Here is an 18889-nt window from a genome sequence, read left to right as displayed (position 1 = left end):
GCCGTCACCGCCCGGTCCGGGCGGCTCGGTCACCCCGGGGCCGCCGCGCGCGCCCGCGCGGCGTCACCGCGCGCTCCGCAGCCGGATGCCCCGCGGCGTCGGCGCGAAGTCGGCCAGCGCGAGCGCCCGGCCCAGGGCCGTCGACTCCAGCCCACCGGTCAGGAGCTCCTCGCCGTCGGCGCGCACCAGCGTGATCCGGCCGAGCCGTCCCTCGCGCACGGTCTCGGCCAGCCGCGCGGTCGCCAGCCGGAGCGCGGTCTCGTCCTCGGTGAACGTGAGCACCGTGCGCCCGCCGCGCTCGAGGTAGAGCGCCAGCACCCCGTCGACCAGCACGACCACCGCGCCGGCCTTCCGACCGGGCCGGTGCCCGGTGGGCGCGTCGGTGCGGACCGGCCACGCGAGGGCGGCACCGTACGGGTTGGCCGGGTCGGTCGCGGCGAGGAGGACGACCGAGCGGTCGGCGTCGGCGGGGACGGACTGCTCGGCGATCCGCTCGATCTGCCGGGCCTCCGCGCGCAGCTGGTCGACGGCCCCGGGGAGCGCGAACTGCGAGCCGCCGAGGTGCTCGACGAAGTACCCGCGCCGTACCTGCCCCTGCTGCTCGAGCGCGGCGAGCACCCGGTACACGGGAGCGAACTGCCCGGCGACGCCCTCGGCGGGCGCGACCGCGCGGGTCAGCACGCCGTGCCGGTCGAGCAGCTGCGCGGCCAGGGCGTGCGCGCGGCGGGTGGGGTCCTGCTCGCGGGACGGCAGGATCGACCAGCGGCCGCCCGCCTCGCCGCCCGAGGTCGCGAGGCCGCCGCCGAGCCCGCCCAGGCCGCCACCCGCGAGCCCCGCGGACCGGAGACCCACCCCGCTGCCGCGCAGGCTCGGCCGCCCGCCGAACCGGCCGCCGCCCATCGTGAGCTGCCGCGCCCGGGACGGCGGCGCCGAGGCGGTGGTCTTGTGGGTCGTCTTCCCGCCGGCCAGCCGCGCCCGCAGCGGCGCCAGGCCGTCGTTCGTCACGAGCCCGGCCCACACCAGGTCCCAGAGCGCGTCGACCAGCGCGGCCTGGGACGGCGGGGCCTCGGGCAGCGCCTCGGCCACCCGCGACCCCAGGGCGCCGACGAAGTACGCGCCGCCGCCGCGCAGCGCCTCGACCAGCGCGCGGTGCAGCGGCGTGTCCAGGTGCTCCGGCGGAGGCGCCGGCTCGGAGCCGGGTGCGGTCAGCAGCGGCAGCGTGAGGTCGGCGGTCGCGGCGAGGTGCAGGCTGACGAGCCCGTCCTTGCCGGGGAGCGTGCCGTGCCCGGCCCACAGCACCTCGCCGGACGCGGTCAGCTCGTCCAGGAGCGCGGGGCTGTAGTCCGGCACCCGCGCGGGCAGCACCAGCGACTCCAGGGCGGAGGCGGGCACGACGGCGCCCGCCAGCTGCTCCACCGCTCGCGCCAGCCCGTCGACGCCCCGGAGCGCCCCCGGCGCGGACCGGCCGATCGCGTGCTGCCACGCCGGCAGGAACCGGCCGAGCGCCACCTGCGGCACGGGCTCGACCTCGGAGCGCAGCGCCGCGAGGGACCTGCGGCGCAGGGTGCGCAGCACGTCCGCGTCGCAGTACTCGTCGCCGACCCCGCCCAGCGCGTCGGGCCGCAGCCGCCCCTGGACGACGACGCCGGCCCGCTCCAGCGGCCGCAGCGCCGCCTGCACCACGGCGGTGCCGAGACCGAACCGGGCGGCGACCTGGGCGGCGGTGAACGGGCCGTGCGTCCGGGCGTGCCGGCGCATGAGGTCGCCGAGCGGGTCGGGCAGCACCTCGGTGAACACCTCGGGCACCCCGACGGGCAGGGCGACGCCGAGGGCGTCCCGGAGCCGGCCGGCGTCCTCGACGGCGGCCCACTGCTCGGCGTCGGCGGGCGCGACGCCCGAGATCCGCACCCGGATGATCCGGCGCGCGTGCTCCAGGTCGGCGAGCCAGCCGGCGACGTCGTCCCGCACGTCCTCCCGGGTGCGCGCCTCGACCCCCGCGAGCGGCAGGGGCCCGTGCCGGCGGAGCACGTCGGCGACCTGCTCGGCGGTGCGCGCCTGCCGGTCGGGGGTCGGTGGCGGTCAGCTCTGCCTCGGTGCGCACGACCGCGTCGGGGTCGAGCAGGTCGGCGATCTGCGAGCCGCCGCCACCCCCCAGCAGCTCGTCCAGCAGCGTCGGGTCGAGGGTCAGGGCGGCGGCGCGGCGCTCGGCCAGCGGGGCGTCGCCGTCGTAGAGGAACTGCGCGGTGTAGCCGAACAGCAGCGACTGGGCGAACGGCGACGGCCGGGTCGTGGTGACCTCGACCACCCGCACCCGCCCGGCGGACACGTCCCGCATGAGCTCGACCAGCGCGTCGATGTCGAAGTCGTCCTGGAGGCACTCGCGCACGGCCTCGAGCAGGATCGGGAAGTCCGGGTACCGGGACGCGACGCTGAGCAGCTGCGCCGAGCGCTGCCGCTGCTGCCACAGCGGCTGCCGGCGGTCAGGGCGGCGGCGGGGGAGCAGCAGCGCGCGGGGCGGCGGCCTCGCGGAACCGGGCGCCGAACATCGCGGAGCCGCCGAGCTCCTCGCGGACGGCGTCGGCCACCTCGTCGGGCTCGATCAGCAGGTCCGCCGCGTCGACGGGCGCGGCGTCCGTCAGGCCGCCGGGGCTGAACGGGGAGCCGTCGGCCGACCAGGAGTCGGGCGCGGTCCAGCCGAGCAGGTCGCCCACGGGGTCGGCGGTCGCCGCGAGCATGTCGGGCAGCCGCAGCACGATGCCGTCGTCGGCGTGCATCGCGGCGGCGTCCACGCCGAACCGCTCGCGCAGCCGCGCGCCGAGCACGAGGGCCCAGGGCGCGTGCACCCGAGCCCCGTACGGGGAGTGCACGACGACGCGCCAGTCGCCGAGCTCGTCGCGGAACCGCTCGACCACCACGGTGACGTCGCTCGGCAGCGTGCCGGTCGCGTCCCGCTGCTCGCGGAGGTAGCCGAGCAGGTTGTCGGCGGCCCAGGGGTCGAGCCCGGCCTCGGCGACCCGGGTGCGCGCGTCCGCGTCGGGCAGGTCGGCGACCTCGCGGGACCAGGCACCCATCGCGCGGCCGAGCGAGGCGGGGCGGCCCTGGGAGTCACCCTTCCAGAACGGCAGCCGCCCGGGGACGCCGGGGGCGGGGGTGACGAGCACGCGGTCCGGCGTGATGTCCTCGATCCGCCAGGTGCTCGACCCGAGCGTGAACGTGTCGCCGACCCGCGACTCGTAGACCATCTCCTCGTCGAGCTCGCCGACGCGCTTGCCGCCGCGGGTGCGCCCGCCGGATCGCTCGGGGTCGACCGGCACGTCGGCCGTCTCGGAGCCGGACGCGAGGAACACGCCGTACAGGCCGCGGTCCGGGATCGTGCCGCCGCTGGTCACGGCCAGCCGCAGGGCGCCGGGCCGGGCGCTGAGCACGTCGGTCGCGCGGTCCCACAGGATGCGCGGGCGCAGCTCGGCGAACTCCTCGCTCGGGTACCGGCCCGCGAGCATGTCGAGCACGGCGCGCAGCGTCGCGTCGCCGAGGGTCGTGAACGGCGCGGAGCGGCGCACGACCGCGGCCAGCTCGGTGACGGTCCAGTCCTCCTGGGCGACCATCGCCACGACCTGCTGCGCGAGCACGTCGAGCGGGTTGGTCAGCACGTGCAGCGGCTCGATCTGCCCGGCGCGCATCCGCAGCGCCGTCACCGCCGCGGGCACGAGGTCGCCGCGGAACGTCGGGAAGACGACGCCGTGCGACACCGCGCCGACCTGGTGGCCCGCGCGGCCGATGCGCTGCAGGCCGCTCGCGGCCGACGGGGGCGCGCCCACCTGGACGACGAGGTCCACCGCGCCCATGTCGATGCCGAGCTCCAGCGAGCTGGTCGCCACCACGGCGGGCAGCCGGCCGGCCTTGAGCTCGGACTCGGTGCGGGTGCGCTCCGCCCGGCTCATGGACCCGTGGTGCGCGCGGGCGATGATCGTGTCCGCGTCCCGGGCGTCCACGCCGACCGCGGTCCCGGACTGGGCGTTGGCCTGCGCGGCCCACAGCGTGCCGGGGTCGGGGACGTCCTCGCCCTGCCGCTCGGCCCACACCTCGTTCATCCGGGCGGTCAGCCGCTCGGCGCCGCGGCGGGAGTTGGTGAACACCAGCGTCGACCGGTGGTCGGCGACCAGGTCGACGACGCGCTCCTCGACGTGCGGCCAGATGGACGGCCGGGGCGCGCCGGACCCGGCGGCCTGCCCGGTGAGGTCCGCCTCGCCGGGCGCGAGCGGGGGCAGCTCGTCGTCGACGACAGGCTTCGGCGCGGGCCCGCGGGCCTTGCCGTCGCTCGGCAGCGGCGCGCCGAGGTCCGTGAGGTCGGGCACCGGGACGACGACGTCGACCCGGATCTCCTTGGTCGACGGCGGCTGCACGACGACCACCTCGCGCCCGCCGTCCGCGGGGGCGCGGCCGCCGCTGAGGAACGCCGCGACCCGGTCGACGGGGGTCACGGTCGCGGACAGGCCGATGCGCTGGGCCGGGCCGGGGCCGTCGGGCCGGTCGAGCAGCGCGTCCAGCCGCTCCAGCGACACCGCCAGGTGCGCGCCGCGCTTGGTGCCGGCGACCGCGTGGATCTCGTCGAGGATCACCGTCCGCACGCCCGACAGCCCCGCCCGCGCGCCCGACGTCAGCACGAGGAACAGCGACTCGGGCGTCGTGATGAGGATGTCCGGCGGCTTCGTCGCGAACTGCCGCCGCTCGTTGGGCGGGGTGTCGCCGGTGCGGACGCCCACCCGCACGTCGGGCAGCGTGAGCCCGCGGCGGGTCGCGGCCTGCCGGACGCCGACCAGGGGGGAGCGCAGGTTGCGCTCGACGTCGGTGGCCAGCGCCTTGAGCGGCGACACGTACAGCACCCGGCACCGCTGCAGCGGGTCGGCCTCGGCGTCGACGGGCTCCGCGGTGATCCGGTCGAGCGCCCACAGGAACGCCGCGAGCGTCTTGCCGGACCCGGTCGGCGCGACGACGAGCGCGTGCCGGCCGGTCGACACCGCGTCCCACGCGCCCCCCTGGGCGGCCGTCGGCTCGGCGAAGACGCCGCGGAACCAGTCCTGCGTCGGCTCGGAGAACCGCCCGAGGACGTCGGCGCCGGTGGGGCCGCCGGCGGTCGGGGGAGGTGTCACCGCGCCATTCTGTCGCGGGGCACCGACACGCGCGCCCCCACCTGCGGGTCCGCGGCTGCGCGCTGGGCGAACGGCTGCGCGCGGGGGACCGGTCGCGGCAGGATCGGGGCATGCCGATCGACGACGCGACGCAGTCCGCGGTCCGTGCGCTGTGGGAGGCGGGTGCGCGCCACGGCCGGGCGCCCGCGCCGGTGCCCGAGGCGGACCCCTGGGAGGACGAGGTCCAGGGGGCCGAGCGGTCACCGGTCTCCGTGGTGCTCGCGGGGACGCCGGACCTGCAGGTGCGGCTCCACCGGGACGGGCAGGACGAGGTGGAGGTCGAGGACATCGCCACGCTGGAGGTCCCGCGCCGGGACACCGCGGCCGTGGTGGACGCGCTGCTCGACCGCCGCGGGCGCCGCGCACGGCGGCGGCCCCGGGTGCGCGGCGTGCTCGGGAACGTGCTCGCGGCGCTCGTCGGGAGCCCGGCGCCGTCGGACCTGGAGGTCTGCGTCGGCGAGGGGGACGCGGCGCGGGTGTACCGGGCGCAGGTCGTGGCGCGGCACCCCGTGTCCGGGTGGCTGCTGGCGCTGCCCACGACGGACGACTGACCGCCCGCGCCCCGGCACGCGTACGCTCGCAGGTCCACGACGCGGACGGGAGGGAGCGCGAGGTGCGGTACCGCGAGTTCTGGCAGCTGGTCGACGAGGTGCTCGGCAGCGCCCACGGCCGCGTCCTCACCCACGAGCTCGTGCTCCAGCGTCTCGGCGACCGCACCCCCGAGCAGGCCCTCGACGCCGGCATCGACCCGCGGGACGTGTGGCACGCCCTGTGCGACGAGCTCGACGTCCCCGACGCGCAGCGCTGGGGCTCGGACAAGTACCGCCAGGCGCCGCCCGCGCGCCCCTGACCTCGGTCGCGACGCCACGCACCACCCGCAACGGGTCGCCCGCGGCGCGCCCGCGCGTGGCAGGCTGAGGGCGTGTCGCCCGACGACCCGCACCGCCCGGACCCCGGCTGGTGGTCGGTCACGCTCAGCGACGTCGGCGACGCCCTGCTGGGCCTGGTCACGACGGCCCTGGGGCTCGGCATCGCGATCGCGGTCGTCGACGGGGTGAGCGCCTCCAACCCCGGGTCGGTGCTGCTCGCGGCGCTCGCGGTCGCGGTCGGCGACCTGGTGCTGCGCCCGGCCGCTGCGGCTGCTCGCCCGGGTGGGCGGGGCGATGGGGGCGTTGCTCGCCGGCCTGGCCGCGCAGGTGCTCGTCGCGTGGCTGGCCCTGACGCTGCTGCCCGGCCTGCAGGTGCGGAACGCGTGGGCCGTCGTCCAGGTGCTCGTCATCGCGGCCGTCGTGATGGCGATCGGCCGCTGGGTGTGGGGCGCCTCCGACTCGGACTACGTGGTGGGCGACGTGCTCCGCCGGGCCCGGGCGCACGCCCGCCGCGCCGGGGAGGGCGGCGGCGCCGTGCCCGACGACCGGCCACCCGGGCTGCTGGTGGTGCAGCTCGACGGGGTCGCGGCGCCGGTCCTCGCCCAGGCGGTCGACGCCGGGCTGGCGCCCACGATGGCGCGCTGGGTCGCGGACGGCACGCACGTCGTGCGGGAGTGGTGGGCGCAGGCCCCGTCGACGACGCCGGCGAGCCAGGCCGGGCTGCTGCACGGTGCCGCGGACGCGATCTGCTCGTTCCGGTGGTGGGACCGCGAGGTCGGCCGGCTGGTGGTGACGAACCACCCGGAGGACGCCGCGCTGGTGGAGCGGCGGCTGTCGGACGGCCGCGGGCTGCTCGCGGACGGCGGCGCGGCGGTGGCGACGATGTTCTCCGGCGACGCGGAGCGGCAGCACCTCGTGATGAGCCAGGCGCGGCGCGGGATCGGTCCCGGGACGTCGTACCTGCGGTTCTTCGCGAGCCCGTTCGTGCTGGCGCGCGCGGTGACGCTGACGGTGGGCGAGATGGTCAAGGAGCTGTACCAGGGGCGGCGGCAGCGGGTGCGCGACGTGCGGCCCCGGGTGCCCCGCCGTGGTTGGTACGTGGTGCTCCGCGGGGTGACGAACGTGCTGCTGCGGGACCTCGCGACGTCCGTGGTCGCGGAGCAGCTCGTCCGCGGGGCGCCGGTGGTGTTCGTCGACCTGGTCGACTACGACGAGATCGCGCACCACGCCGGCCCGACCCGGCCCGAGTCGATGCGGGCGCTGGAGGGCCTGGACCGGGTGCTGGACACGCTCGTCCGGGTCGCCGCCGCCGCGCCGCGCGACTACCGGGTGGTCGTGCTGTCCGACCACGGGCAGTCGCTCGGGGCGACGTTCGAGCAGGTCGCGGGGCGGCCGCTGGTCGACGTGGTGCGCGGGCACATGGCCCGGGGCGGGGTCGACGCGGTGCAGGCGGGCACCGACGACGAGCAGTGGGGTCCGCTGAACGCGTTCCTCAGCTCGACCGCCGTGCGGCACGGCGCGGACCGGTCGCGGGTGCTCGGGCCCCCGGGGCGGGACCGCCGCGAGGGCGACGCCCCGGAGCCCGGGAGCGACGGGGTCGCCCCGCCGGACGTCGCCGTCGCGGGGTCCGGCAACCTCGGCATGGTGTGGTTCCCGCGGTCCGGGCGTCGGCTGGTGCTCGAGGAGGTCGAGGAGCGCTGGCCGGGCCTCGTGCGCGGGCTCGCCGGCACGCCCGGGATCGGGCTGGTGGTCGTCGACACCGCGGCGCGCGGCCTCGCGGCGGTCGGGCCGGGCGGCGTCGCGTGGCTCGAGGAGGCCGACGGCGAGGCCGCCGTCGACGGCGTGGACCCGGTCGCGCGGTACGGCGGGCGGGCGGCGGACGACCTGCGCCGGCTCGGGCGGCTCGACCACGTCGGCGACCTGGTGGTCCTGTCGGACGTCTCCGCAGACGGGCGCGTGCACGCGTTCGAGGGGCAGGGCGGGTCGCACGGCGGGCTCGGCGGTGCGCAGAATCGGGCCGTGCTCCTCCACCCCGTGGACCTCGCGGTCGACGACGACCTGCTGGCCGACGTCGACGGGCGGCGCATGCCCGTCGGGGCGGACCGGGTGCACGAGCAGCTGGTCCGCTGGGCGACCGCGCTCGGGCTGCGCCGCACGGCGACGCGCCGGGCGGCGGACGAGGCGGCGGACGAGGCCGCGGAGGCGGGGAGGTGACCGCCGGCGACCCGGTGGGCGCTGGGGCGACGCTGCGCTGGCTCGGGCACGCGACGGTCGTCCTCGACGTCGGCGGGACGCGGCTGGTCACCGACCCGCTGCTGCGCCCGCACGCCGGCCTGCTGCGTCGCAGCGCCCCGGCGCCGCACCCCGAGGACTGGGCCGACGCCGGCGCGGTGCTCGTCTCGCACCTGCACCACGACCACGCCGAGGTCGGCTCGCTGCGGCTGCTCGGCGACGTGCCGGTGCTCGCCGCGCGGGCGAACGCGCACTGGCTCGACCGGCAGGGGCTGCACGCGGTCGGCCTGGGGGCGGAGGAGTGGTGGACCGTCCCCGGCACCGCGGTCCGCGTCCGCCCGGTGCGCGCCGAGCACGGGCACCGCCCGATGCCGCACCGGCCGAACGCCACCCACGGGTTCCTGGTCGTGGCGCCCGGGCTCCGGGTGTGGTTCGCGGGCGACACGGCGCCGTACCCGCAGATGCGCCGGCTGCCGGACCTCGCGGGCGGCCCGATCGACCTGGCCCTCGTCCCGGTCGGCGGCTGGGGGCCGCGGCTCTCGGGCGGGCACATGGACCCGCACCAGGCGGCCGAGGTGTGCGAGGCGGTCGGGGTGCGGTGGGCGGTCCCCGTGCACTGGGGCACGCTGCACGCACCCGCGTCCCGGCGGCTGCCTCCGGGGTGGATGGACCGGGCGGGCCCGGCGTTCGCGCGGGCGCTCGCGCGGCGGGCGCAGGTGGAGCCGGTGCTGCTGGCGCCGGGGGAGGCGGTGCGGCTCGGCGAGCCGGGGGCGTCGCCGGTGGGCGGCGTGCCGGGCGGTGGCGCGGGCGGCGCGGGCGGCGTCGGCGCGGGTGGCGTCGGCGCGGGCGACGCGGCGCGCTGACCCCGACGCGCCGGGCGTGTCGGTGCGGTGCCGGTCGAACATGTGTTCGGTAGAGTGGTCCGCGTTGGCGCGCCGCGGGTCCGGGTGCGGCCGGCGGGATCGTCCCCAGGAGGGGCGTGCCGCGCGGGCTGTGGACGGGGCCGGGGTCCATGTCGGTGGTCGGGCATAGCGTCAGCGCACGACACGAGAAGACCAGCCCTGCCGGCGCAGCGCGAGGCTGCACGAGACGCACGAGGTGGAACACCATGCCCGCACCCCAGGACCGCGAGAAGGCTCTCGAGGCCGCCCTCAGCCAGATCGACCGTCAGTTCGGCAAGGGCTCGATCATGCGTCTCGGCGACGACGGCCGCGCCCCGGTCGAGGTCATCCCGACCGGCTCCGTCGCCCTCGACGTCGCGCTCGGCATCGGCGGTCTGCCCAAGGGCCGCATCGTCGAGATCTACGGCCCCGAGTCGTCCGGTAAGACCACCGTCGCGCTGCACGCCGTGGCCAACGCCCAGCGCCAGGGCGGCATCGCCGCGTTCATCGACGCGGAGCACGCGCTGGACCCGGACTACGCCAAGAAGCTCGGCGTGGACACCGACGCGCTGCTCGTGTCGCAGCCGGACACCGGTGAGCAGGCGCTCGAGATCATGGACATGCTGATCCGCTCCGGCGCGATCGACATCATCGTCATCGACTCCGTCGCGGCGCTCGTGCCGAAGGCCGAGATCGAGGGCGAGATGGGCGACAGCCACGTCGGTCTCCAGGCCCGCCTCATGTCCCAGGCGCTCCGCAAGATCACCGGTGCGCTCAACGCGTCCGGCACCACCGCGATCTTCATCAACCAGCTGCGCGAGAAGATCGGCGTGTTCTTCGGCTCGCCCGAGACCACCACCGGTGGCAAGGCGCTCAAGTTCTACGCCTCGGTCCGCATGGACATCCGCCGCATCGAGACCCTGAAGGAGGGGTCGGACGCGGTCGGCAACCGGACCCGCATCAAGGTCGTCAAGAACAAGATGGCGCCGCCGTTCAAGCAGGCCGAGTTCGACATCCTGTACGGCGTCGGCATCTCCCGCGAGGGCGGCCTCATCGACATGGGCGTCGAGCACGGCTTCATCCGGAAGTCCGGCTCGTGGTTCACGTACGAGGGCGACCAGCTCGGCCAGGGCAAGGAGAACGCGCGCGGGTTCCTGCGCGACAACCCGGACCTCGCCGCGGAGATCGAGAAGAAGATCCTCGAGAAGCTCGGCATCGGTGCCAAGGTCGACGCGCCCGCCGGCGCGGAGGTGAAGGTCGACTTCTGATGTCGACCCGGCACGACCCGGCCGCCGCCGTCGACGCGGAGGCGGCCGGGGACGACTCGGCATGGCTCGACACCGCCCCGGCGGGCGAGTCGGCGTGGGACGACCTGTCCGACGGCGACGCGTCCGCCTGGGCGGGGTCGGGGGAGTCCTCGGCGTCGGTCTGGGACGACGACGCGCCGGCCCCCGCCACGGTGTGGGAGGACGACGCGCCGCCCCCTGCTCCCGGGTGGGAGGACGACGCGCCGCCCCCTGCTCCCGGGTGGGAGGACGACGCGGCGGGGTCGGCGTCGCCGTGGGGCGGTGGCTCCGCGGCTCCCGATCCGGTCGCGGACGACGACGCCGCGGCCGGCGACGCGTGGGGGGACTCCGGCACCGCCCCGCGGGCCGCGGCGCGCTCCCGCACCCCTGCACGCTCGCGCACCGCTGCGCCCACCGGGGCCCCTGCGGAGCGCGCGCCTCGCCGACGCCCGCGCACCGGCGGACCCGCGACCACCTCGGGGGAGCAGTCGCCGGAGGTCGCGGCCGTGGCGGCGCGGCTCGTCGAGATCGTGGCGCGGTCCGGGGGTGCCCGGCCGGAGCCCGTCGTCGCCACGCCCGCGGCCGATCCGAGCACCGCCGACCCGGGCGCCGTCGACCCGGGCGCCATCGACCCGAGCGCTGCCGACCCGCGCGCCGTCGACGCCCCCGGCCCGGAGCTCGGCCCACGCCGGGGAGGCGCGCGCGGCCCCACCACCGGTCGACGCCGCGCGCCCGCGACCGAGCCGCCCGAGGCCGGTGCCGCCGCGGCCGAGGCCGAGCCCGACCCCGAGTCCGTGGCCCGCGCGATCGCCCTGCGCCAGCTCACCGCGGCCCCGCGGAGCCGGTTCCAGCTCGCGGAGGCGATGGCGAAGCGCGACGTGCCCGAGGACGTCGCGGACCGGGTGCTCGACCGGTTCACCGAGGTCGGCCTGGTGGACGACGCGGCCTACGCCGAGGTCCTGGTCCGCAGCCGGCACGCCGAGCGGGGCATGTCCCGCCGCGCGCTCGCGATGGAGCTGCGCCGCAAGGGCGTGGACGACGAGGTGGCCCGCGAGGCGCTGGAGCAGGTCGACGACGCCGACGAGGAGCAGGCGGCCCGCGCGCTCGCCCGCAAGAAGCTCCGCGCGACCCGGGGCCTCGACCGTGAGGTCCGGCTGCGCCGCGCGTACGGGGCGCTCGGGCGCCGCGGGTACGGGGGGTCGCTCGTGTCGAGGGTCGTGCGCGAGGAGCTCGACGCCGAGGGCGCGGACCCCGCCGATCCCGGCGACGGGTGGGCGGGCGGCCTCGACCCGGCCTGACGGCTCGCGCGACGCCGCGCGCCCGACCTCGCCGGTGCGGTCACCCGCATGGGGAACAATGGGGCCACTCGCGTCGCCGTCGACCCCGCACCCACCCGCGTGCCGCCCGCCTGGGCGGCTGCGCCCGGGCGCGGGCGGAGACACGGCGCGCGAGCACCCCCGGGCACGTAGCACCGCGGCCGCCCGGGCCAGCAGCAGCACCAGGGACCGGGAGCGTGGACGCATGCAGGACGTGGCGATCGTCGTCGGGTTGCTCGCCGCCTGCCTGGTCGCGCTCGTGCTCGTCCTGCTGGCGCGCCGCGAGGCCGCCGCCGTGCGCCGTCAGGCCCAGGACGACGTCCAGTCGATCCGCGACGAGGCCCGCACCGCCCTCGCGGACGCGCAGCGACGGGAGGCCCGCGCGGCCGAGCGGGAGCAGCACGCCGCGACGGCCGAGCGCGCGGCGACGGAGCAGGAGCGCGCCGCCCGGACCGCGAACGAGGCGGCCGCCGACCTCCGCCGCCGGGCGGCCGAGCAGGCGGCCACCGCCGCCGCGGCCGCCGCGGAGCGCCTGGCGACCGCCGAGCGGGAGGCCGCCCGGGTCGCCGCCGCAGCCGAGAGGGAGGCCGCCGACCAGCGGGCCGCCGCCGAGCGCCAGGCGGCCGACCGGCTGGCCGCGGCCGCCCAGGAGGCCGCCGAGCGCCTGGAGGCGACGTCCGGCCTGACCGCGGCGGAGGCCCGGGCCGAGCTGCTCCGCCAGCTCACCGCCGAGGCGCAGACCGCGGCGGCCGCGACGGTCCGCCGGGTCGAGGCGCAGGCGCGCCGCACCGCCGACGCGCGGGTCCGCCGCGTCCTCGCCACCGCCGCGCAGCGCGCCGCCGTCCCGACGAGCAGCCAGGCCGCCGTGACGCTGCTGCCGCTGCCGTCGGACGAGATGAAGGGCCGCATCATCGGCAAGGAGGGTCGGAACATCCGGCTGTTCGAGGCGCTGACCGGCGTGAACGTCCTCGTCGACGAGACCCCGGGCACCGTCGTGCTGTCCTGCTTCGACGCGGACCGCCGGGAGGTCGCCCAGGTGGCGCTCGAGGCGCTGATGGCGGACGGCCGGATCAACCCGCAGCGGATCGAGGCGGCGTACGCGGAGGCGCAGGCCGGCGCGGACGAGCGCGCCGACGAGGCCGGGCACGCGGCCGCCGAGCGGGCCGGTGTGCGCGGGCTGGACCCGGAGCTCGTGCGGGTCCTCGGCCGGCTGCGGCTGCGCACGTCGTTCGGGCAGAACGTGCTGGAGCACCTGGTGGAGTCGGCGCTGATCGCCGCGCAGGTCGCGGGGGAGATCGGCGCCGACGTCGACGTCGCCCGCCGCGCGGCCCTGCTGCACGACCTCGGCAAGGCGCTCACCGGCGAGGTCCCCGGCACGCACGCGCAGGTCGGCGCGGCGCTGGCCGCCCGGCACGGAGAGTCCGAGGCCGTCGTGAACGGCATCGCGGCGCACCACGACGAGGTGCCCGCGGACACCGTCGAGGCGGTGCTGGTGCAGGTGGCGGACGCGATGTCCGCGGCCCGGCCGGGCGCCCGCCGTGAGGACACCGACCAGCACGTCGAGCGGCTGGAGCAGCTGGAGGAGCTCGTCGCGAGCCACGCCGGCGTCCGCCGGGCGCTCGCCATGGCGGCCGGTCGCGAGATGCGGGTGGTCGTCGAGCCGAGCGCGGTGCCGGACACGGAGATCGGCCGGCTCGCGGTCGAGATCGCCCGGCACATCGAGCAGGACCTGTCCTACCCGGGCGAGATCAAGGTGACCGTCGTCCGCGAGGTCCGCGCGAGCGCCACCGCGGGCTGACGCGGCCCGCGGGCTTCGCCGAGACAGGACCCCCGCCGAGGTAGGACCCCGGACGGTCCTACCTCGGCGGAACGCTCCTCTCTCGGCGGGAGCACGCGGTCAGACCGTGCCGCCCGCGCCCGAGGCGAACCCGCCGGGGCCGCCCGGGCCGCCGACGCCCGCCGGAGCGATCGTCACGTCGCGCGTGACCTTCCCCGCCGTCTTCGCCCCGCCCCGTCGCTGGAGCCACACGGCCAGCCGGGTCAGGGTGATGTTCACGACCAGGTAGATCCCGGCCCCCACCACGAACAGCGCCACGTAGTACTTCTGCCCGAAGTACTGCGCGTTGGTCTGCATGGCCCGGAGCAGCTCGGGGTACCCGACGATGAACCCCAGCGACGAGTCCTTGAGCAGCACGACGAGCTGCGCGATGAGGCTCGGGAGCATCGTCCGGACCGCCTGGGGCAGCTGGACGAGCAGCAGCGTCTGCCACCGCGACAGCCCGATGGCGTAGGCGGCCTCGGTCTGGCCCTTGGGCAGCGACGCCAGCCCGGCGCGCAGGATCTCGGCGATGATCGCCATGTTGTAGACCGTCAGGCCGAACACGACGGCGGCGAACGCGTCCCAGCCGAAGCCGAGCAGGCCGAACAGCATCATCAGCAGCACGGGCAGGCCGCGGAACAGCTCGATGACGACCGTCGCGGGTGCGCGCAGCCACGCGATCCGGGTGGTGCGCCACATCGCGAGCAGCAGCCCGAGGACGAGCGCGAGCGGGGCGGCGACGACCGCGGCGCGCAGCGTGGCGCCGAGGCCGCGCACGACCATCGACGTCCACACGGCCTCGGCGGACTGGTTCTTCGGCGGGTCGTACAGCACGTCCCACCGGTCGGCGCCGAACAGGCCGCGGCCGTCGGCGTACCGGAACGCCAGCACGAGCAGGGCGACGACCAGCAGGCCGCCGACGACGGAGCCGATCCGCTCGCGCCGCCGGGCGACGGGTCCGGGCTCGTCGTACAGGACGGTGCTCATCGCGCGAACGCCACCTTCCGCTCGAGGACCCCGGCCAGGTAGCCGGCCGGGATGGTGATGACCAGGTAGAACAGCCCGACGCCGACGAGGGCCAGCGTCGCCTCGGACGGGTTCGCCAGCGCGATCCGGCGACCGGAGGCGAGCAGCTCCACGACCGCGAAGCCCGCGGCCACGGAGGTGTTCTTGGTGAGGGCGATCAGGACGTTGATCAGCGGCGGGACGACCGACCGGACGGCCTGGGGGAGCACGACCAGCCCGAGCGTCTGCCCGAACGTGAGCCCGATCGCCCGGGCCGCCTCCGCCTGGCCGACGGGGACGCCGTTGATGCCGGACCGGATCGCCTCGCAGACGAACGCCGAGGTGTAGGCGGACAGCGCGATGACCGCGGTCCAGAAGCCCAGCGGCGGCAGCACGCCGAACTGCGGCGCCACGAACACCAGGAAGAAGAACACCAGGGTGAGCGGGGTGTTGCGCAGCAGCTCGACGTAGGTCACGGCGAAGCCGCGCAGCGTCGCGAGCGGGGAGACGCGCATGGCGGCGAGCACCGTGCCCCAGACCAGGGCGAACGCCCCGGACAGGAGGGTGAGCTGCAGCGTCACGCGGAAGCCGCTCAGGTAGGCCGGCAGGTTGTCGGCGATCAGGTCCACGCGGGGGTCCTTGCCTTCGGGGGACGGCGGGGTCGACGGGCGTCGAGGGGGGCGTCGACGGGGCGCCGACGGCGCGGACGGGCCGCCCGGCGCCCGGGAGCCGTGGCCCCCGGGCGCCGCGGCGCCGTCAGTAGCGGTCGACGGCGGGCGGCTCAGGCGTCGGCAGCACGGTGCCGGCGGTCGCCTCCCACGCCTCGGTCCAGGTGCCGTCCTCGAAGGACTGCTCGAGGACGTCGTTGATCCACATCCGGAAGTCGGTGTCGTCGAGCGCCAGGCCGATGCCGTAGGGCTCCTCGGTGAACGGCTCGCCCCGGACCTCGAACGCCGGGTCGTCGGCCGCGAAGCCGGCGAGGATCACGTTGTCGGTGCTGATGGCGTCGACCTGCCCGCCGCGCAGCGGCTCGAGGCAGTCGGAGTACGCGCCGAACGGCACGACCTCGGTGTCGGGGTAGTTCTCCAGCAGGTTCGCCTCGGGGGTGGACCCGGAGACCGTGCAGACCTTCTTGCCCGCGAGGTCGTCGGGACCCTGGATGTCCTCGTTGTCGGCGAGCGTGAGGATCGACTGCCCGGCCTCGTAGTACGGGCCCGCGAACGACACGACCTGCTTGCGCTCGTCGTTGATCGTGTAGGTCGCGACGACGATGTCGACCTGGTCGGACTCGATGAACGACTCGCGGTTGGCGGACACCGTCTCCTTCCACTCGATGCCGTCCTCGGGGATGCCGAGCGCGCCGGCGATGATCTTGCCGATCTCGACGTCGAAGCCCTCGGGCGTGCCGTCGGGCCCGACGAGGCCGAACAGCGGCTGGTCGAACTTGGTGCCGATCGTGATGGAGCCCGCCTCGGCGAGCTCGGCCATCGTGGAGCCCTCGGGGAAGTCGGCGGCCTCGACGTCGGAGACCTCGGGGGTCGAGCCGCCGTCGGCGTCGTCGGAGCCGCCGCACGCGGCGAGGGTCAGGACGGTGGCGGCGGCGAGGGCGATCGGGCCTGCGGTGCGGGTTCTCATGTCGGGCTCCTGGGGTCGCGTCGGGTGCGGTGCGTCTCGGTCGGTGCCGGTCGGGGTTCGTGCGGGTGGTGCGTGGTGCTGCGGGCGCGGGGGCGCCCGGGCTCAGTGGGTGAGGATCTTCGACAGGAAGTCGCGCGCCCGCTCGCTGCGCGGGGCGGTGAAGAACGTCTCGGGGTCCGCCTCCTCGACGATGGCGCCCCCGTCCATGAACACGACGCGGTCGGCGGCCCTGCGGGCGAAGCCCATCTCGTGCGTGACGACGACCATCGTCATGCCCTCGGCCGCGAGGGAGGTCATCACGTCGAGGACCTCGTTGATCATCTCGGGGTCGAGCGCGGAGGTGGGCTCGTCGAACAGCATCACCTTGGGCTCCATCGCCAGCGCGCGGGCGATCGCAACGCGCTGCTGCTGCCCGCCGGACAGCTGCGCGGGCAGCTTGTCCGCCTGGCTGGCGACGCCCACCCGCTCGAGGAGGGTCATCGCCCGCGCCTTGGCCTCGGCACCGCCGATCCGGCGGACCTTGCGCAGCCCGAGCGTGACGTTCTGCAGCACCGTGCGGTGGGCGAACAGGTTGAACGACTGGAACACCATGCCGACGTCGGCGCGGAGCCGGGCGAGCGCCCGGCCCTCGGCGGGCAGCGGCTCGCCGTCGACGGTGATCGTGCCGGACTCGATCGTCTCGAGCCGGTTGATCGTCCGGCACAGCGTGGACTTGCCGCTGCCGGACGGGCCGATCACGACGACGACCTCGCCGCGGCGCACGGTGAGGTTGACGTCCTGCAGCACGTGCAGCGCACCGAAGTGCTTCTCCACGTGCTCGAGGACGACGAGGGGCGCACCGGGGTGGGGTGCCGGGGACGCCGCGGGGGTGGGGGCCGGGGCCGGGTCGGGCTGTGCCATCCCTGGAACCTATGAGTCTCGTGTTACCTGCGCCACCTTTTGAGGTCACAGATCGGAAACAAGACGGTCATGTGGAGACCGGGGTGGAGTCATCGCTGCGGAGGGCGGCGAGCCGCGGACGTACCCTGGTCCGCGATGAGCACGACGACCCCGCCCCCCGTCCTCGTGGCCCCCGACGCCCCCACGTCGCCGGGCGGCGCGCCCGCGCGCACGTACCTGGTGAAGACCCTCGGCTGCCAGATGAACGTGCACGACTCCGAGCACATGGCCGGCATGCTCGAGCAGGCCGGCTACGTCGCCGCGTCACCCGAGGCCGCGGCGGCCGAGGAGGCCGACGTCATCGTCATCAACACGTGCGCGGTGCGCGAGAACGCGGCGGACAAGCTCTACGGCAACCTGGGCCGGCTGGCCGGGACCAAGCGCGGCCGCCCGGGGATGCAGATCGCCGTCGGCGGCTGCCTGGCGCAGAAGGACCGCACGGGCATCGTCGAGCGCGCGCCGTGGGTCGACGTCGTGTTCGGCACGCACAACCTCGACGTGCTGCCGGTGCTCCTGGAGCGTGCCCGGCACAACGAGGCCGCCCAGGTCGAGATCGAGGAGTCCCTCAAGGTCTTCCCGTCGACGCTGCCGACCCGTCGCGAGTCCGCCTACGCCGGCTGGGTGTCGATCAGCGTCGGCTGCAACAACACCTGCACGTTCTGCATCGTGCCGCACCTGCGCGGCAAGGAGCGCGACCGCAGGCCGGGCGACGTGCTCGCCGAGGTGGCCGCGCTGGTGGACCAGGGCGCGATCGAGGTCACCCTGCTCGGCCAGAACGTGAACTCCTACGGCGTCGAGTTCGGCGACCGGGGCGCGTTCGCCAAGCTGCTGCGCGCCGCGGGCGCGATCGACGGCCTGGAGCGGCTGCGGTTCACCTCCCCGCACCCGGCCGCGTTCACGGACGACGTCATCGCCGCGATGGCCGAGACGCCCGCCGTGATGCCGAGCCTGCACATGCCGCTGCAGTCCGGCTCGGACCGGGTCCTGCGCGCGATGCGCCGGTCCTACCGGTCGGAGAAGTTCCTCGGCATCCTCGACCGGGTCCGCGCGCAGCTCCCGGACGCCGCGATCACCACCGACATCATCGTGGGCTTCCCGGGGGAGACCGAGGAGGACTTCGCCGAGACGCTGCGCGTGGTCGAGGCCTCGCGGTTCTCGTCGGCGTTCACGTTCCAGTACTCGCCGCGCCCCGGCACGCCGGCCGCCGACCTGCCCGACCAGCTGCCCAAGGCGGTCGTCCAGGAGCGGTACGAGCGGCTGATCGCGCTGCAGGACCGGATCGGCCTCGAGGAGGCGCAGCGGCAGGTCGGCCGCACGGTCGAGGTGCTGCTCGCCGAGGGCGAGGGCCGCAAGGACGGCGAGACCCGCCGGCTGTCCGGCCGCGCCGCGGACAACCGCCTCGTGCACCTCGCGCTGCCGGCCGGTCTGGCGGAGGCCGACGCACCGCGCCCCGGCGACCTGGTCACGGTCGACGTCACGCACGCGGCCCCGCACCACCTGGTCGCCGACTCGGCGGCGCAGGGCGGCACCTTCGCGGTGCGCCGGACCCGGGCGGGCGACGCCTGGGAGCGGCGGCAGTCGGGCGAGGACGACCACGCGCACGGCGGCGCGGGCGACGCGTGCGGGACGGGCGCCGCCGCGGGCGGGCCCGCGGCCCCGGTGCTGCTCGGCCTGCCGACCCTCGGGCGGCGCTGACGGTCGACCCGGCGCCGGCCGCC

12 protein-coding genes and 1 pseudogene are annotated in these 18889 nt (G+C 76.6%); 8 read left to right on the top strand and 5 right to left on the bottom strand.

What is annotated here, in order from left to right:
• Positions 1-63: 63 nt before the first annotated feature.
• A pseudogene (locus FKM96_RS22045) lies at positions 64-5150 on the bottom strand (DEAD/DEAH box helicase).
• A 110-nt stretch (positions 5151-5260) separates the two neighbouring features.
• On the opposite strand from FKM96_RS22045, the gene FKM96_RS02010 reads away from it, so the two are divergent.
• From FKM96_RS02010 to rny, 7 genes are all read left to right on the top strand, one after another.
• Entirely contained in the window at positions 5261-5740 is a 480-nt protein-coding gene (locus tag FKM96_RS02010; RefSeq protein WP_147793822.1) for a hypothetical protein, read from the top strand.
• Between the two features lie 62 nt (positions 5741-5802).
• The gene (locus tag FKM96_RS02005; protein ID WP_147793821.1) at positions 5803-6039 is read left to right on the top strand and encodes a DUF3046 domain-containing protein; all 237 of its coding nucleotides are present in this window, start codon (positions 5803-5805) and stop codon (positions 6037-6039) included.
• 313 nt (positions 6040-6352) lie between these two features.
• On the top strand, positions 6353-8272 hold the full coding sequence (locus FKM96_RS02000) for an alkaline phosphatase family protein (RefSeq protein WP_246855153.1): 1920 nt from the start codon (positions 6353-6355) through the stop codon (positions 8270-8272).
• Positions 8269-9153 carry an MBL fold metallo-hydrolase gene (locus FKM96_RS01995; protein ID WP_246855152.1) on the top strand — a complete coding sequence of 295 codons (885 nt, stop codon included), beginning with the start codon at positions 8269-8271 and terminating at the stop codon, positions 9151-9153. Before FKM96_RS02000 ends, FKM96_RS01995 begins: the two co-directional genes overlap by 4 nt.
• Before the next feature lie 245 nt (positions 9154-9398).
• On the top strand, positions 9399-10439 hold the full coding sequence (gene recA / locus FKM96_RS01990; protein WP_147793820.1) for a recombinase RecA: 1041 nt from the start codon (positions 9399-9401) through the stop codon (positions 10437-10439).
• Complete coding sequence (locus FKM96_RS01985) at positions 10439-11755, top strand: regulatory protein RecX (protein WP_147793819.1); 1317 nt, start codon at positions 10439-10441, stop codon at positions 11753-11755. The genes recA and FKM96_RS01985 overlap by 1 nt, the downstream gene beginning before the upstream one ends.
• A gap of 223 nt (positions 11756-11978) precedes the next feature.
• Entirely contained in the window at positions 11979-13571 is a 1593-nt protein-coding gene (rny, locus tag FKM96_RS01980; protein ID WP_147793818.1) for a ribonuclease Y, read from the top strand.
• A gap of 99 nt (positions 13572-13670) precedes the next feature.
• Here rny and FKM96_RS01975 read toward each other — a convergent pair whose 3' ends face one another.
• The 4 genes from FKM96_RS01975 to FKM96_RS01960 all read right to left on the bottom strand — a co-directional run bounded on the left by FKM96_RS01975 (position 13671) and on the right by FKM96_RS01960 (position 17132).
• The gene (locus FKM96_RS01975) at positions 13671-14579 is read right to left on the bottom strand and encodes an amino acid ABC transporter permease (RefSeq protein WP_147793817.1); all 909 of its coding nucleotides are present in this window, start codon (positions 14577-14579) and stop codon (positions 13671-13673) included.
• Positions 14576-15226, bottom strand: a complete 651-nt coding sequence (locus FKM96_RS01970; protein WP_147793816.1) for an amino acid ABC transporter permease — start codon at positions 15224-15226, stop codon at positions 14576-14578. The genes FKM96_RS01975 and FKM96_RS01970 overlap by 4 nt, the downstream gene beginning before the upstream one ends.
• A gap of 127 nt (positions 15227-15353) precedes the next feature.
• The gene (locus tag FKM96_RS01965) at positions 15354-16232 is read right to left on the bottom strand and encodes a glutamate ABC transporter substrate-binding protein (protein ID WP_147793815.1); all 879 of its coding nucleotides are present in this window, start codon (positions 16230-16232) and stop codon (positions 15354-15356) included.
• Between the two features lie 102 nt (positions 16233-16334).
• The gene (locus FKM96_RS01960) at positions 16335-17132 is read right to left on the bottom strand and encodes an amino acid ABC transporter ATP-binding protein (RefSeq protein ID WP_147793814.1); all 798 of its coding nucleotides are present in this window, start codon (positions 17130-17132) and stop codon (positions 16335-16337) included.
• Positions 17133-17267: 135 nt separating this feature from the next.
• Between FKM96_RS01960 and miaB the strand changes: the two genes are divergently transcribed.
• Positions 17268-18866 carry a tRNA (N6-isopentenyl adenosine(37)-C2)-methylthiotransferase MiaB gene (gene miaB, locus FKM96_RS01955; protein ID WP_147793813.1) on the top strand — a complete coding sequence of 533 codons (1599 nt, stop codon included), beginning with the start codon at positions 17268-17270 and terminating at the stop codon, positions 18864-18866.
• The last annotated feature ends 23 nt before the right edge of the window (positions 18867-18889 follow it).

It is taken from the genome of Cellulomonas sp. Y8 (genome assembly GCF_008033115.1).
In the GTDB taxonomy this organism is placed as follows: Bacteria; Actinomycetota; Actinomycetes; order Actinomycetales; family Cellulomonadaceae; genus Cellulomonas.
This window is presented reverse-complemented; position numbering and strand designations above follow the sequence as displayed.